Source organism: Pantoea sp. X-Soil-TKNS-1280, assembly GCF_059730475.1.
In genome coordinates this window covers 428,597-444,687 of record NZ_AP035962.1, presented here as the reverse complement: position 1 = coordinate 444,687, position 16,091 = coordinate 428,597, and the positions used below count along the sequence as shown (strand labels likewise).

The window sequence follows — 16,091 nt, the reverse complement described above, 5'->3', positions numbered from 1 at the left end:
ACGCCCGATGCCAAGTGTAGTGCGTGGCAGGAAAACAGGACGCGAGCCGGGCCGCACTCTTACCTTTGTTGACAATAGCGGCGGAACAGCTGCGCCATATAGGCGCTCATCGGCGTCAGCGCGGTGTCCTTGCGTTGAATCAGATAGAAGGTTGCTTTGGGCAGCGGATCGTCCAGCTCCAGCGCCAGCAGTTGGCCGCCGTGTGTCGGATCTTCAATCACATCACGTGAGATGATGCTGACAAAATCGGTCTTTGCCACCAGGCTGGTACAGGCCATAAAGGTTTCGCAGGTGACCACGATTTTCGGTGCCATGCCACGCTCACCGAACATATCGTGCAGCAGACGATAATAACTTCCCTGCGGCGTTGGCATGGTCCAGTCACAATGCTGCAATTCCGCCAGCGAGCGCGCATGGGCCATCGGATGCCCTTTACGTACCACCACCTGGTAATCACGCTCCATCAACCTTTCGTAAGTCAGCTCCTGGTCGAGGTGGCTTTGATCGTAAGTATTGATGGTGAAATCCAGCGCGCCCTGACGCAGCTCGTGCACCATCGCCACCAGCTGTCCTTCCACGATACGCACTTTCACCAGTGGATATTCACGGTGAAAATGGTTAATCACCTGCGGCATCACGGTGCGCGCAATGCTGCCACCGACACCAATGTTCACCCTGCCGCCCGCCAGACCCAGCCGCTGCTGAATATCTTCCTGCGCCACGCGCAGCTCCTCCAGCACCAGGCTGGCATGACGGAAAAAGTTATCACCGATATCGGTTAGCGTTACCCCCTGATGCCGCCGCTCAAATAAACGCGCGCCGAGTGATAACTCCAGCTCCTGGATCGCCTTGGTCAGCGCAGGCTGTGAAACGCCTGACAGACGGCTGGCGGCGCGGATGCTCCCCTGGCGGGCCACATCGACAAAGGCGCGCAGCTGATGCAGTTTTAAATTAGCGGACATAGTGACCCAGTGATAACTGTTGTTTATCAGGCATAAGATATTCCCATCTTATGCGCGCCAATACCATTGTGTAGATTCGGGAGAATGCATAAAAAACCAACATGAAGGATATGCCGATGAAAACCCTTTCCGCCCACGTCAGCGCACTGGTACCGCAGATGCAAACCTGGCGACGCGACCTGCACCAGTTTGCCGAATCAGGCTGGCTGGAATTTCGAACCGCCACCCTGGTGGCTGAGGAACTCCATCGCCTGGGTTATCCGCTGAAACTGGGCCGGGAAGTCATCGATGCCGATGCGCGCATGGGACTGCCGTCTGACACAGTGCTGGCGGCACAGGAAGCGCGCGCACTGGAACAGGGCGCATTGCCGCAGTGGCTCAGCCACTTCTCCGGCGGTTTTTGCGGCATTGTTGCCACGCTGGAAACCGGTCGCCCGGGTCCGGTGATGGGATTTCGCGTCGATATGGACGCGCTTGATTTGAATGAAAGCAGCGCGGTGGATCATCTGCCACAACGCGAAGGTTTTGCCTCCTGCAATGCCGGCATGATGCACGCCTGTGGTCACGACGGTCACACTACCATTGGCCTCGGCCTCGCCAGAGTGTTGATGGCGATGAAAGATCAACTGAGCGGCACCATCAAACTGATTTTCCAGCCTGCCGAAGAAGGCGTGCGCGGCGCAAAAGCCATGGTGGCGGCGGGCGTGGTTGATGATGTGGATCTGTTTACTGCTATCCACCTCGGCACTGGCGTGCCCGCCGGCGAAATCGTTTGCGGCAGCGACAGCTTCCTCGCCACCACCAAGCTTGATGTGCAGTTTACCGGCGTCGGTGCGCATGCCGGGGGCCGTCCTGAAGAGGGTCGCAACGCGTTACTGGCTGCCGCCCAGGCAACGCTGGCACTGCATAATCTGCCGCAGCATAGCGGTGGCGTGGCGCGCGTTAACGTCGGCGTATTGCAGGCGGGCACCGGCCGCAACGTGGTGGCTGATACCGCGCTGATGAAGGTGGAAACGCGTGGCGTCAGCAACCAGGTGAACGACGATATTTATCAGCAGGCGCTGCGCGTGATTGCCGGGGCAGCGGCGATGTACGGCGTTGAATCTGAGGTAAAACTGATGGGAGGCGCGCGCAGCTGCACGCCAAGCCAGCCGTGGGTGGCATTTATCCACCAGCAGGCCGACGCGCTGGGCCTGTTCAACTCGGTCGTCGATACCAAACAACAGGCAGCCGGTTCCGAAGATGCCACCTATATGCTGGAGCGCGTACAGCAGCGCGGCGGCCAGGCATCCTATGTGATTTTTGGTTGTGAGCTGGCAGCAGGCCATCACAACGCGAAGTTTGATTTCGACGAAGCGATTATGGCAACGGCGGTACAAACCCTGGCGACACTGGCGCTCAATCAGGCGCAGTTCGGGGGCCAGCAATGAGTCATCGCGACTTTATCGATAACTATATTAACCAACATCAGGCACGCTTCAGCGCCATCAGCGACGCCATCTGGGATGTGCCAGAAACTCGCTTCGAAGAGACGAAGTCTTCCGCCCTGCTGGCCGACGCGCTGGAGCAGGAGGGTTTCGCCGTTGAGCGTGGCGTCGGCGGTATCGACACCGCTTTTATCGCCAGCATCGGCAGCGGTAAGCCGGTGATCGCCATTCTCGGTGAGTTTGATGCTCTGGCCGGGCTGAGCCAGCAAGCCGCCTGCGCCGAGCCGCAGCCGCTGGTGGAAAACGGCAACGGTCATGGTTGCGGCCATAACCTGCTGGGCACCGCGGGCCTCGCGGCGGCGTTTGCCATCAAAGCCTGGTGGGCACAGCAGGGTCAGCGCGGCACCCTGCGTTTTTACGGCTGCCCCGGCGAAGAAGGCGGTTCCGGCAAAACCTATATGGTGCGCGAAGGGTTGTTTGATGATGTCGATGCCGCCGTGACCTGGCACCCGGAAGGTTTTAGCGGCATGTTTAACCTCAGCACCCTCGCCAATATCCAGGCGGCATTCCACTTCAAAGGGGTGGCGGCGCACGCGGCGAATTCACCGCATCTGGGCCGCAGCGCCCTCGATGCCGTAACGCTGATGAACACCGGGGCCAACTTTCTGCGCGAACATATCGTGCAGGAAGCGCGTCTTCATTATGCGGTGACCAACGCTGGCGGCGTGTCGCCCAACGTGGTGCAGGCCGATGCCGAAGTGTTGTATCTGATTCGCGCCCCGCAGCTCGACCAGGCACAGGATATTTATCAACGGGTTATCAATATCGCCAAAGGTGCCGCGCTGATGACCGACACGCAAATGACGGTGCGTTTCGATAAAGCCTGTTCCAACTATGTTCCTAACCGCGCGCTCGAAGCGGTGATGGACGGTTATCTGCGCCAGTTCGGCCTGCCGGAATACAGTGCGGAGGAGCGCGCCTTTGCCACGCAGATCCGCGCCACGCTATCCAAAGACGATCTGCGCAATGCGCGGCTCAATGCAGCACGCACTGGCGGTGAGGCAGGCGTGGCCTGGACTGAAGCGCTGGGTGATAAGGTGCTGATGGATGAAGTGGCCCCTTATGCGGTGACGCGTGAGTTGCTGTATGGCTCCACCGATGTCGGCGATGTCAGCTGGGTGACGCCGACCGCGCAGTGCTTCACCCCCTGCTTTGCCTTCGGCACGCCGCTGCATACCTGGCAGCTGGTGGCACAGGGCCGCACCGCCATCGCCCATAAAGGGATGTGCCTGGCGGCGAAAGTGCTGGCCGCCACCGCCCTCACCCTGCTCAACGATAGCGACGCCCTGGCACGCTGCCGCGAGGAGTTTACCCGCGTGCGCAGCGAACAACCGTATCAGTGTCCGATTCCACCCGACGTGCAGCCCTCAAAGCTGGCGTCCTGATAATAAACCCGCGCCCACGCAGGCGCGGGATGCTGTAGCCAATAAAAAAATAAAAGTTATACGCAAACACAACATAACGAGACGAGGAAATGCCGATGGAAGCCACCACGGAGAATCGCAGCCCAGGGAAGCTGTTTGGCTGGATTGAGCGGGTCGGGAATAAAGTCCCAAACCCTTTTTTACTGTTCGTATATTTGATCGTGGTGCTGATGGTCGCCACCGCCATTCTCAGCAGTTTTGACGTGGCGGTGAAGAATCCGACCAATGGCGAGCTGGTGCGGGTGAATAACCTGCTCAGCGTCGCCGGGTTGCAGTGGATTCTGCCCAACATCATCAAAAACTTCAGCAGCTTCACGCCGCTGGGATCGATTCTGGCGCTGGTGATTGGTGCCGGTCTGGCGGAAAAAGTCGGCCTGCTGCAATCGCTAATGGTGAAGATGGCATCCCGCGTCAGCCGTCGCTACGCCAGCTATATGGTGCTGTTTATCGCCTTCTTTAGCCACATCTCCTCCGATGCAGCGCTGGTCGTGATGCCACCGCTCGGCGCGCTGATCTTCCTCGCCGTGGGACGTCATCCGGTGGCGGGCCTGCTGGCGGCGATTGCCGGTGTGGCATCCGGGTTTACCGCTAACCTGCTGATTGTCACTACCGATGTGTTGCTGTCAGGCATCAGCACCGAAGCGGCGAAAGCGGTGAGCGACACGGTACACGTCAGCGTGATCGATAACTGGTTCTTTATGGCGACTTCCGTGGTGGTGCTGACCATTGCCGGTGCGCTGCTGACCGATAAGTTTATCGAGCCGCGCCTGCCCGCCTGGAACGGCGGCCATCAGGATCGCTTGCCACCGCTCACCGCGCAGGAAAACCGTGGCCTGAAAGCCGCTGGCATTGCCGCCCTGGTGTTTATCGCGCTGATGGCGCTGCTGGTGGTGCCGGAGCATGCGCCGCTGCGCAACCCGAAAACCGGTGGCATCATCCCGTCGCCGTTTATTCAGGGGATTGTGCCGATCATCATCCTGTTCTTTTTTGTGGTGGCGATTGCCTATGGTGCAGTGACGAAGCAGATCCGTCGCCCGGATGATATTCCGCAATTGCTGGTCGATCCGATGAAGAGCATGGCAGGCTTTATTGTGATGGTGTTCCCGCTGTCGCAGTTCGTCGCCTTCTTCAACTGGAGCAACATGGGCAAGTTTATGGCGATTGGTCTGACCGATATGCTGGAAAGCGCGGGCATCAGCGGCGCACCGGCGTTTCTCGGTCTGATGTTCCTGTCGGCATTTCTGTGCATGTTTATCGCCAGCGGCTCCGCCATCTGGTCGATTCTCGCCCCGGTGTTTGTGCCGATGTTTATGCTGCTCGGCTTCCACCCGGCGTTTGCCCAGATGATCTTCCGTATCGCTGATTCGGCCGTGCTGCCACTGGCACCGATGTCGCCGTTCCTGCCATTGTTCCTCGGTTTCCTGCAGCGATACCAGAAAGATGCGCAACTTGGCACCTATTATGTGCTGATCTTCCCCTATCCGGTGGTGTTCTTTATCACCTGGATTGTGCTGCTGGTTGCCTGGTACGCACTGGGTTTACCCATCGGCCCAGGGGTTTATCCCAGCCTGCATTAACCACATCGCCAGGGACGGCGATCACACTTACGCGAATTGCAACGTACATTGCTAAAATCTCACCGCTTCACCTCTCGGCATCCCCGCCGTAATTGATTATTCTGCTGTTCCTTCGCTTGCTAACGGTTAATTATTTTTAAAACCAATCTCTGCCGTTGGTGAGTTTTGCAAACACCGTCATACCGAGGTTCATACAACAATGACAACTGCCTGCACAACCGGGGTGGCTGGCGATATTATCGCTGCGGATCGCCGTACCTTAGCCGGGCGCATCGACGCGCTTCCTTCTTCCGCTGGCCTGTGGCGTTTTATCACGCTACTGGCGCTGGGCGGTTTTTTTGAACTCTACGACCTGTTTGAAACCGGCTATATCAGTTCCGGGCTACTGGCGGCGGGTGTGTTCCACACCGGCAGCGCGGGCGTGTTCGGCATTGCCGATCAGGCTGCTTTTGCCTCCGCCACCTTTCTTGGCTTGTTTGTCGGTGCCAGCCTGTTGGCTCCCTATGCGGACCGTTTTGGTCGTCGCCTGACCTTTATGTGCGCGCTGGCGTGGTACGGCGTGTTCTCGTTGCTGATGGCGTTTCAGCAAAGTGCCGAGATGATTATCCTGTGCCGCTTTCTGGTGGGGATTGGCCTCGGTATCGAGCTGGTAACCATTGATACCTATCTTTCCGAGTGGGTGCCGACTCATCTGCGTAGCCGCGCTTTTGCCTTCTCGTTTTTTATTCAGTTTCTGTCAGTGCCCGCTGTGGCGCTGATGTCCTGGTGGCTGGTGCCGCAAACCATCCTCGGCCTTGAAGGCTGGCGCTGGGTGGTGATTGCCGGTGCGCTCTGCTCGCTGGTGATTTGGTTTATTCGTAAGAACCTGCCGGAATCGGCACGCTGGCTGGCGCAGCAGGGCCGTCATCAGGAGGCGCATCGCGTCCTGAGCGAGATGGAAAAACGCTGCGGTATCGCGCCGGGCGAAGACTTCTCCGACCGCGACGCCGCCGCACAGCTGCCGAAAAAAGGCCGCTTCAGCGAGATCTGGGCACCGGCGTATCGCAAACGCACCCTGATGCTGGTGGTGATGAACTTCTTCCAGGCGATTGGTTTCTTCGGTTTTGGTAACTGGCTGCCCGCCCTGCTGTCAGGTAAAGGTGCAACGGTGACGCATAGCCTGCTGTACGCGTTTTTCATTACGCTGGCCTACCCGCTGGGTTCGCTGATTTGCAGCCGCTACGCCGATAAGATCGAGAACAAGTGGCAGATCGTTCTGTCATCGCTGATGACGGTGGTGTTCGGCACGCTGTTCGCCTTTATGACCAGCCCGGTGCTGATGATTATCTGTGGCTTCCTGATTACCTACAGCAATGCCTGGCTGACCTTCAGCTACCACGCGTATCAGACCGAGATTTTCCCGACGCACATTCGTGCGCGCGCCGTTGGTTTTTGTTATTCGTTCAGCCGCCTGTCAACGGCGTTCAGCAGCATTCTCATCGGCCTGATTCTGCAATATGCCGGTAGCCAGGGGGTGATTGCCTTTATTGTGCTGAGTATGTTGATGGTGATGCTGTCGGTGGGGATTTACGGTCCGAAAACACGCGGGATTGATTTGGAGAATATTTAAAGCCGCCCGCCAGCAGCGGTTTGGCTCCGCAGGGGTTCCGCCCGCCAGGCTTTAGGCAGTTTCAGGGCCGCCGTGCAGGCGGACGGGCAAAGGTCCGAGGGCGCGGACCTTTGCAATCCGCGCCCTGCGGCGTCCTCGCGCAGCGCTTCGCGCTGTTCCCTCGCTTATCTCTCAGGCCTGACGGACCACGCGGATTCGCCATCCATGGCTCATGCCGCCCTCTCGCCGCATCCATGCGGCTCGTCCTGGCCTTCCCTCTGCACTCGGCGCTGCGAATGCCGCCAACACCCCCGCCTGAAAACCCGCAGAAAAAAGAAAAACCAACAGCAAAAGAAAAAACACAGGAAATCATCGATGTGGCAGCGGTGCTGACGCGCCATCCGGACTCGCTGAGCGCGGGAACGATTCCAGGATGAGCCGCATGGATGCGGCGAAAGGCGGCGTTGAGCAGGAGCGAATCGACGCCGGTCCGTCGGAAGTTGTAGCGGCGCGATTTATCGCGCGAAAAAGCCGCGAAGCGGCGAGGAAGGCGGCGCAGGGCCGGGGAATGCAAAGGGGGCGGCGGCCTGGCCCCCTTTGCTCGGTCGCCGCACCGGCGAACTGCAACTACCGGTGCCCGAGGCGAACGAAATCCCCTCGGATGCGAACGTAATGTTACTGCTGCTCCAGCACCTTAATATCCGCGTTGCCCTGATGCGCCTGCACGGTTTCATCCTTACGTAAGGAGGCGACATCTTTCGCCGTCACCGTGGCTTTGGCACCGTTGCCCCAGCTGCCGCGAATAAAGTTCACCACATCTGCCACCTGCTGATCATTCAGACGCCAGCCGAATGCCGGCATGGTGATCGCCGTAGGTGCACCCTGCACGCCTGGCAGCGTTCCGCCAGTCAGCACGATGTGGATCAGCGACGTCGGATCGTCTGCCAGCACCACCGGGTTGCCACGCAGCGCCGGGAAGAAGCGCTGATAACCGCTGCCGTCGGTTTTATGGCAGGCAGCACAGCTGTCAACATACACCGACGCGCCTGTCTGGCTGTCATCACCTTTCCACAGCGCCTTCGCCACCGTGTCATCCTGGGTAAACACCGTCTGGCTGGCGTCTTTCGCCCCCAGCGACTTCAGGTAACGGGCAATTGCCGTGATATCGTCATCGCTCAGGTGTTGCAGGCTGTGCTCTACCACATCGGTCATACCCCCGAACGCGGCGGTGTGATCGTTACGGCCATAGCGCAGGAACTGGCGCAGATCGTCCTCGCTCCAGCGTCCCAGGCCGTCACGGTTGTCGCCACGCAGGTTGCTTGCGGTCCAGCCATCAATCGGTGCGCTGCTGCCGGAGAGGTAATCATGCGCGCCATCATTGCTGAGGGCTTTCTCCTGCATGGTGATGCTGCGCGGCGTATGGCAGGCGCCACAGTGACCCAGACCTTCCACCAGATAACGACCCCGTGCCAGAACCGGATCTTCCTGGGCAGCAGGCTGGAACGCTTTCACGTCCGGCGCAAACACGCCGCGCCAGATGGCCAGCGGCCAGCGCATCGACAGCGGCCACGGAATATCGCTGTCTTTATTGGCCTGCGCCACCGGTGCCACGCCGTGCATAAAGTACGCGTACAGCGCCTTCATGTCCTCGTCGCTCACCACCGCGTAAGATGGATACGGCATCGCCGGATACAGCGTGTCACCGTTTTTCGCCACGCCATGACGCACCGCTTTCTGGAAGTCGTCGTAGCTGTAGTCGCCAATCCCGGTGGTTTTATCCGGGGTGATGTTGGTGGAATAGATGGTGCCAATTGGCGTCGCCATCGGCAAACCACCGGCAAAAGGCTGCCCACCTTTGACGCTGTGGCAGGCCACGCAGTCACCGGCGCGCGCCAGATATTCACCCCGTTTTACCAGGGCATCATTTGCCTGATCGTCCGCCAGCGCGGCGAACGACAGCGTGCCCAAAACCAGGGCCAGAATGCTTTTCATCATCGCCGTTTTCCTTATGCCTGCACCAGTGGACCAGGGTTCTTCAGATACTGTTCACGGATGGCTTTCGCCGACCAATAGGTCAGTGCCGCCACCATGCCGGTTGGGTTGTAGCCCAGACCCTGCGGGAACGCAGACGCCCCCGGCACAAACACGTTCGGCACATCCCAGCTCTGCAAATAACGGTTCACTGCGCTGGTTTTCGGATCTTCACCCATGATCGCCCCGCCGCTCATATGCGTGGTTTGATACACGGTGGTATCGAAGTGGGTGCCTGGCCCCTTAGCGCCGCCGATGATCATCTTCGGGTTCATGGCCTCGGTGATTTTGCGCATCTTGCCGACCATGAACTGCGCCATCCTGATGTCGTTGTCCTGCCAGTCAAAGGTCATACGCAGCAGCGGCTGGCCGTAGACATTTTTGTAGTTCGGATCGAGATCGAGGTAGTTAGCGCGGTATGACTGGTGCGCACCGTGGGCATCCATCGAAATATGGTGGTTGTAGGTATCCGCTACCGCCGCTTTCCACTGGCTGCCCCAGTTCGGTGTGCCTTTGGGGGTCGGCAGACCGGAAACCGGTTTGGTACCCGCCTGGTTCACCCAGAATGGCGAGCCACCGACGAAACCGTACGGACCGTGGTCGAAGTTATCGGCGTTGAAATCATCCACCGCTACCCCTGCACCACCCGCACCGATAAACGGGTTGGTGGTGGTGTTTTTATCGAACAGCGCTTTCAGCGTCGAGATGTTCTGATAAGCGAAGTTACGGCCGACCACACCTTCGTTCGTGATCGGGTTATACGGCTGACCGATACCGGACAGCAGCATCAGATGCACGTTGTGGAACTGGAACGCCGACAGGATCACCAGATCCGCAGGCTGCACCACTTCACGGCCCTGACCATCGAGATAGGTCACGCCGGTGGCGCGTTTTTTGTCGCCGGTCAGATTGACGCGCAACACATAGGCGTTGTTACGCAGCTCAAACTTCGGCTCCTGACGCAGCGCGGGCAGGATGTTCACGTTAGGCGAGGCTTTGGAATACATGTAGCAGGCGTAGCCGCTGCAATAGCCGCAGAAGTTGCACGGGCCCATCTGTGCGCCGTAGGTGTTGGTGTACGGACCTGAGGTGTTGGCCGATGGCATATCGTACGGGTGATAGCCCACCGACTCTGCCGCCTGGGCAAACAGCTGCGCCGAGTAAGTACGCTTCTGTGCGGGCAGCGGGAAATCGCTGGAGCGGTCCGGCGCGTAAAAGTTGCCGCCTTTGTCCTTGCCGATCATCTTGCCTTTGATGGTCCAGGCACTGCCCGAGGTACCAAAGACTTTCTCCGCCTGATCGAAGAAGGGTTCCAGTTCGTTATAGCTGACGCCGAAATCCTGAATCGTCATGCCTTCCGGGATAAAGTTTTTGCCGTAACGCGCTTCATAATGACTGCGCAGATTCAGCTCGACCGGATCGACACGGAAATGTACGCCCGACCAGTGCAGGCCCGCGCCGCCGGTGCCGGTGCCGGGCAGAAACGCCGCCAGCTGACGATAAGGCACTGCCGTCTGTGACGCGTCGTGACGAATGGTGACGGTGCTTTTTGACAGATCCTGGAACAACTTTTTACGGATGTTGTAGGTCAGTTCATCAATGGATTGCGGATACGCGCCATCCGGGTAGGTGTCACGGTGCGGACCGCGTTCCAGCGCCACCACATTCAGCCCGGCTTCGGTCAGTTCTTTTGCCATGATGGCTCCAGCCCAGCCGAAACCCACTACTACCGCATCCACTTTCTTCAATTCATTTGCCACGGTTACGCCCTCTCCCCGCGAATATCCACTGACGGGAACGGATAGCGTTCACCGCGTTCCACCCAATCCATGTAATCAGCGCGTGCGCCGGGGAAGCCAATCAGCTTCCAGCCCACCATGCCCTGATTGCCACCGTGGATCGGATCGCTGAAGTAACCCTCACGGGTGTTTTGCAGCAGGAAGGAGAAGAAGGTTTTGGCCGGGAGTTGGGTGAACTCCGCTTTACCGCTTTCGAAGTCGCCCAGCAGCGCATCCTGCTGTTCGCCGCTCAGCTCAGCAAACACTTTGCCGTGCTGCTTTTTGCTCCAGCTATCAGCATCGGCGAGGCCCAGGCGGTAGATCTGCTGTGGCACCAGCGGCAGCTGATAACCCAGCTCTTTCGGCAGATCGGGATTGAACGGCCCCTGCATGTACCAGTTGCTGCCGAGGGCGTACGGGGTGTTCATCTGGCGATCGATAAACTCCGGTACCCCGGCTTCCAGTGCGCCAGGACCGCGTTCATCGTTGGGGATCAAACGTGCCACCGCAGCGGTGATAAAGGCGAACTCTTCAGCCGTAAACCAGGTCGGCTGATAGTCGCGGGCTTTTTGTGGCGCGCCACTTTGTTCTGCTGCTCCGGCAGCCATTGGCGCAACCAGTGCACCCATCGCCGTGGAACCCACCGCCATTGCTGGCGCCAGGGTGATGGTTCTCAGCAGAAAATCCCTGCGTGTGTGACCATTTTTGTGTTCTGACATGACATTGCCTCAGTGCCGCATATAATGTGGCATGAAAGGTTAACTGATTGCGTTGTAATGATTTTTATGTGCGGGCTTAAGGATACAGCGCCACCGTTACCGGTAACATTGCGCCGCAGTGTAACACCGTTGCTGACAAAGATTTAGCGTAAGGACACAAAATCGCACAAAATAATTAACATTTTGCGCAGCGGCTTTACACCGCAGGCGCGACATTGTCATGGTCTGATACAACAGCCTACAGACAGTTAAGGCCCCTAAACGGTATAAAGGGATCTGATAACAGCGGAGTGTCTATGTTTAAGTCCTATTTTCCCCGGCCAGCGCTGTTTTTCAGCACGGTGGCCATCTGGAGTTTGCTGGCGATTTTTGCCTGGTTTGGCTTTGCCAGCGACTTACCTTCTATGTGGCCCAATATTGCCGCAGCCATGAGTAAACCGTTGCCTGATAACGCGCTGCGTTTTATCGCCGCCAGCCAACTGTGGTTTTACGCCTATTACTGGCTGGTCGTGGCGCTGTTTGCCATCGCCTGGCGCATCGCCGATAACCATCCGTGGCAGCGCTGGTCAGTATGGGGTTCCGCGCTGATTATCTTCGTTACCTGGTTTGGTGTGCAGGTCGGGGTGGCGGTCAATGCCTGGTATGGCCCGTTCTATGATTTGATTCAGAAAGCGCTCACTAAAGCCGGTTCGGTGCAGATCGGTGAATTTTATCAGCAGGTAGTCGCCTTTTTAGGCATCGCGCTGATCGCCGTGGTGATTGGTGTGATGAACTCCTTCTTCATCAGCCACTGGGTGTTCCGCTGGCGTACCGCGATGAATAACTACTACATGCACAACTGGCAACGCCTGCGTCATGTGGAAGGTGCGGCGCAGCGTGTGCAGGAAGATACCATGCGTTTCGCCAGCACGCTGGAAGACTGGGGCGTCAGCTTTATTCAGGCGATCATGACGCTGATTGCCTTCCTGCCGGTGTTGATCACCCTGTCGCATCATGTGAAAGATATCCCGCTGCTGGGCAATATTCCTTACGCGCTGGTGATCGCGGCGGTGCTGTGGTCGATTTTCGGTACCGGTCTGCTGGCGCTGGTGGGTATCAAGCTGCCGGGTCTGGAATTCCGTAACCAGCGGGTGGAAGCGGCCTATCGTAAAGAGCTGGTTTACGGCGAAGATGATGCGGCGCGTGCCTCACCACCGACCGTCACCGAGCTGTTTGGCCGGGTGCGTTTTAACTATTTCCGCCTCTATTTCCACTATCTGTACTTCAACATCACCCGCATTCTTTATTTGCAAGTAGATAACGTGTTCGGGCTGTTTTTGCTATTCCCGTCGATTGTGGCGGGCACCATTACGCTCGGTCTGCTAAACCAGATCACCAACGTGTTTGACCAGGTACGTTCGTCGTTCCAGTACCTGATTACCTCGTGGTCAACGCTGGTGGAATTGATGTCGATCTACAAACGTCTGCGCAGTTTTGAACAGATTTTGCAGGATATCCCGCACGAAGAGATGATGCGCGAAGCGGCAGAATAACGGTGTGATTTTGGATACGGTGCGCATCAATGCGCACCGTACGCTATCACCGCGCCAATGCCGCAAACACCTGCTCAACCGCAAATGCACCTGGATCTTTCACACCATGTAAACTTTGCTGGTTGAGATAGGCCGAGCGTCCGGCTTTGGCACTCGACATCTGCGCCGTGGCATCCGCGCCTTTCTTCGCCGCATCGGCGGCATCCTGCATGGTTTGCCCCGCCACCAGCGCCCAGAGTGCCGGTTCCAGCGCATCGATCATCGTGCGGTGCCCTGGCTGAGCACCACCATAATGTTTCATGCGTTCCAGCCCGTACATCAGCGCTTCCGGCAACTCATAACCCTCGTCCACCCGCTGTCCGGCGGCAGTGAACAGAATCGACATCAGCACACCACTCGAACCGCCCATCACCGTGGAGAGCTGCTCACCCACCAGCGCCAGCAGCACTGACAACTCCGCCAGCGGCAGCTGATGTTCGCGCAAACCACGCTGGATTTTCTTCGCCCCGGCAGCAAAAGTGGAGCCGGTATCGCCATCGCCCACTTTGGCATCCAGCGCATTCAGGTCACTTTCCAGCTCGATCAGCGTTTGTGTAATGCGTTTCACCACCTCCGCCACGGCCTTGTCCTGCGATGGCGTCACTTCCAGCTCACTGAGGGGAACGGTCGCGGTTTGCAGGCTGACCGGGGCAAAATCATACATCGGCACCCAGCCCATCACCTGCACCGGGGCGCTCAACGCTTCGATGAAGTGCGGCTCCAGCGCCAGCAGCGACAGTGAAAAGCCTTTCATATCCAGCGCACTCACCAAGGTAGCCGGGCCAATCAGATGAGTGATGCGTGCCGCCAGCGGTGACTGCAACACTTCACGCGTCAGCAGCGCCAGCTCAAGTTGTGAGAAACCGCCGAGGTTATTGATCAGCAGCAGCGACTGTTTGCCGTCTGGCAGCGTCTGGGCCAGTTTATCCGTCATGATGCTGCTGATTTTCCGGCTATTTTGCGTATCAAGCGTCACTACGCCCGGTTCGCCATGTATGCCCATGCCCAGCTCGCTGTGCCCTTCCCGCACGCGATCATCGCGTTTTTCACCCGGAATATGACAGGTGCCAAACGCCAGGCCAATCGACGAGATGGCTTCTATCGTCTGCTGCGCTAACGCTTTGACGGCACTGAGCGGTTTGCCCTGTTCGGCGGCGTAACCGGCAATTTTATGCACCAGCACGGTCCCGGCAATGCCCCGCGGCTGCGGGTTCTCTGGCAGGGCGATGTCGTCCTGCACCATCACCAGCTCCACTTTGTAGCCGAGCTTTTTCGCTTTCTCCGCCGCCAGCCCGAAATTGAGGCGGTCACCGGTATAATTTTTCACAATTAACAAACAGCCCGCGTCGCCGGTGACATTGATAATGGCACTCAGCACCGCATCAACACTCGGCGAGGCGAAGATATCGCCGCACACTGCCGCCGTCAGCATCCCTTTACCGACAAATCCGGCATGGGCCGGTTCATGGCCGGAGCCACCCCCGGAGATCAGCGCGACTTTGCTTTTGTCCCAGTCATTGCGCACCACGACGCGGATCTCATCTCCGAGATCCAGCCGACTGAGGTTATGCCATGGGGTACTCAACAGAATCCCTTCGATAGCTTCGTTAACCAGATCGACCTTCTTATGCATAAAAAACTGGCTCATTGCGTTCTCCCTTTTGGTGTTGTGGTACTTAAAGGTAGCGCAGTAAGCGCAGAGAAACGCAGAGCAAAGGCAGGAAATGCAAAGGGCGGCACAAGCCGCCCTGCAAATTCAGATAAATGTGATCACAGCGCGATGCGCAGCACGCTATCCGGATTTTTCGGTGGTTCTTTACGTGAGCTAGGCTGTTTAATGCTGACAAACAACGTTTTACCATCCGCCGACAGCGCCAGGCTGTTCGGCAGGCCCGGTGCTTTGACGGTGCGTTTCACTTTGTAGTTGCTGGCGTCAATGATGCTGATTTCACCCGCTTTGCGGTGCGTCACGTACAGTTCATCACGCTCAGCATTGAACAGCACCGCCAGCGATTCAGGGACATCAATCCGGTGGATGACCTGCTGGCTACGGGTATCCAGCACCAGCACCTGCGGCTGTTTGGAATCGCTGAGGAAGGCGCGATGTCCCTGGGTATCCAGCGCGATATTCAGGAAGAAATGATCTTTATCCGCGTCGATTTTCTGACGCTTTTCAATCGCATTCAGACGGGTATTGATGGTGACCAGCTCACCGTCGCCGTTGGTGACGTAGAGTTTCTGCGCAGCGGAATCCAGCGCCAGGCCGGTGCCCATTTTGCCGGTGTTCGGCACGGTGCTAATCAGTTGCAGCGTTTTGCCATCCACCACCCAGACCACGCTTTGCGGGCCCAGACCGGTGATATAAACGCGGTCAGTCGCCGCATCGGCTACCAGCTCACGCGGTTGCAGCGGACGCACATCTTCGCTGCGCTTACGGCCATCCAGCACCAGTGTATTCAGTACCTTGCCGCTGGTGGCATCCACCGCTGTCACCGCCGCATTCACGGTATTACCGATGTAGAGGACGTTGGTTTTGGGGTTGATGGTGGCACCGAAGGCTTTCAGGTCGGTATCGATGGTTTGTTTTACCGCCAGATTTTGCGGGTCGAGACGATAGACGGTGCCGCCTTTTTCGTTGGTGGCATTTTGTGACGTCGCCAGGAACAGCGCGTTATCGCTGTTGCTGAACGCCAGTTCATAGGCACCTTTCGAGATCGGCTGATTCAATTCCTGAGCCTCTGCCGCCATTACCGCAGAGGTAGAAAACAGGGCTGTCGCCAGAAACAGTGGACGCAGCGCCCACTGCACAGTTTTATTCGCTTTCATGACTTCTCCATAGCAAAGCCACCGCCTCACGGCAGTGAATGAAAGCCCGACATTGCAACCAGATGGTTAAAAGCAGCCCGAGGCAGGCCGACGAAGGATTTTATTTTTGCGAATAGTAATCATTTACG

The 16,091-nt window shown here is 58.0% G+C and carries 12 protein-coding genes; 6 read left to right on the top strand and 6 right to left on the bottom strand.

Features of this window, described 5'->3' with window-relative positions; genetic code table 11:
* Window positions 1-59 precede the first annotated feature (59 nt).
* On the bottom strand, window positions 60-962 hold the full coding sequence (locus AC6I8X_RS02005; protein WP_310618275.1) for a LysR family transcriptional regulator: 903 nt from the start codon (window positions 960-962) through the stop codon (window positions 60-62).
* 116 nt (window positions 963-1,078) lie between these two features.
* On the opposite strand from AC6I8X_RS02005, the gene AC6I8X_RS02000 reads away from it, so the two are divergent.
* The 5 genes from AC6I8X_RS02000 (at window position 1,079) to AC6I8X_RS01980 (ending at window position 7,475) form a co-directional block, all read left to right on the top strand.
* On the top strand, window positions 1,079-2,392 hold the full coding sequence (locus AC6I8X_RS02000; protein WP_497840464.1) for an amidohydrolase: 1,314 nt from the start codon (window positions 1,079-1,081) through the stop codon (window positions 2,390-2,392).
* A complete protein-coding gene (locus tag AC6I8X_RS01995) occupies window positions 2,389-3,834 on the top strand; it encodes a M20 family metallopeptidase (protein WP_497840463.1) in 1,446 nt (481 codons plus the stop codon). The genes AC6I8X_RS02000 and AC6I8X_RS01995 overlap by 4 nt, the downstream gene beginning before the upstream one ends.
* 95 nt (window positions 3,835-3,929) lie before the next feature.
* A complete protein-coding gene (gene abgT, locus AC6I8X_RS01990) occupies window positions 3,930-5,450 on the top strand; it encodes a p-aminobenzoyl-glutamate transporter (protein ID WP_497840461.1) in 1,521 nt (506 codons plus the stop codon).
* Window positions 5,451-5,649: 199 nt separating this feature from the next.
* On the top strand, window positions 5,650-7,059 hold the full coding sequence (locus AC6I8X_RS01985) for an MFS transporter (protein ID WP_299458165.1): 1,410 nt from the start codon (window positions 5,650-5,652) through the stop codon (window positions 7,057-7,059).
* A 233-nt stretch (window positions 7,060-7,292) separates the two neighbouring features.
* Complete coding sequence (locus AC6I8X_RS01980; RefSeq protein ID WP_497840460.1) at window positions 7,293-7,475, top strand: hypothetical protein; 183 nt, start codon at window positions 7,293-7,295, stop codon at window positions 7,473-7,475.
* Between the two features lie 238 nt (window positions 7,476-7,713).
* Here AC6I8X_RS01980 and AC6I8X_RS01975 read toward each other — a convergent pair whose 3' ends face one another.
* The 3 genes from AC6I8X_RS01975 to AC6I8X_RS01965 are packed head-to-tail and all read right to left on the bottom strand — an operon-like array spanning window position 7,714 to window position 11,566.
* Complete coding sequence (locus AC6I8X_RS01975; RefSeq protein ID WP_313683158.1) at window positions 7,714-9,033, bottom strand: c-type cytochrome; 1,320 nt, start codon at window positions 9,031-9,033, stop codon at window positions 7,714-7,716.
* An 11-nt stretch (window positions 9,034-9,044) separates the two neighbouring features.
* Window positions 9,045-10,829: a GMC family oxidoreductase gene (locus tag AC6I8X_RS01970; RefSeq protein ID WP_497840459.1), complete on the bottom strand. Its 1,785-nt coding sequence runs from the start codon at window positions 10,827-10,829 to the stop codon at window positions 9,045-9,047.
* A 2-nt stretch (window positions 10,830-10,831) separates the two neighbouring features.
* Window positions 10,832-11,566 carry a gluconate 2-dehydrogenase subunit 3 family protein gene (locus AC6I8X_RS01965; protein WP_497840458.1) on the bottom strand — a complete coding sequence of 245 codons (735 nt, stop codon included), beginning with the start codon at window positions 11,564-11,566 and terminating at the stop codon, window positions 10,832-10,834.
* Window positions 11,567-11,862: 296 nt separating this feature from the next.
* On the opposite strand from AC6I8X_RS01965, the gene sbmA reads away from it, so the two are divergent.
* Window positions 11,863-13,098, top strand: a complete 1,236-nt coding sequence (gene sbmA / locus AC6I8X_RS01960; RefSeq protein WP_497840457.1) for a peptide antibiotic transporter SbmA — start codon at window positions 11,863-11,865, stop codon at window positions 13,096-13,098.
* 46 nt (window positions 13,099-13,144) lie between these two features.
* On the opposite strand, the gene AC6I8X_RS01955 is transcribed toward sbmA, so the two are convergent.
* Window positions 13,145-14,785, bottom strand: a complete 1,641-nt coding sequence (locus AC6I8X_RS01955; RefSeq protein WP_313683161.1) for a dihydroxyacetone kinase subunit DhaK — start codon at window positions 14,783-14,785, stop codon at window positions 13,145-13,147.
* Window positions 14,786-14,907: 122 nt separating this feature from the next.
* Complete coding sequence (gene yncE / locus AC6I8X_RS01950; protein ID WP_497840456.1) at window positions 14,908-15,963, bottom strand: 7-bladed beta-propeller protein YncE; 1,056 nt, start codon at window positions 15,961-15,963, stop codon at window positions 14,908-14,910.
* Window positions 15,964-16,091 lie beyond the last annotated feature (128 nt).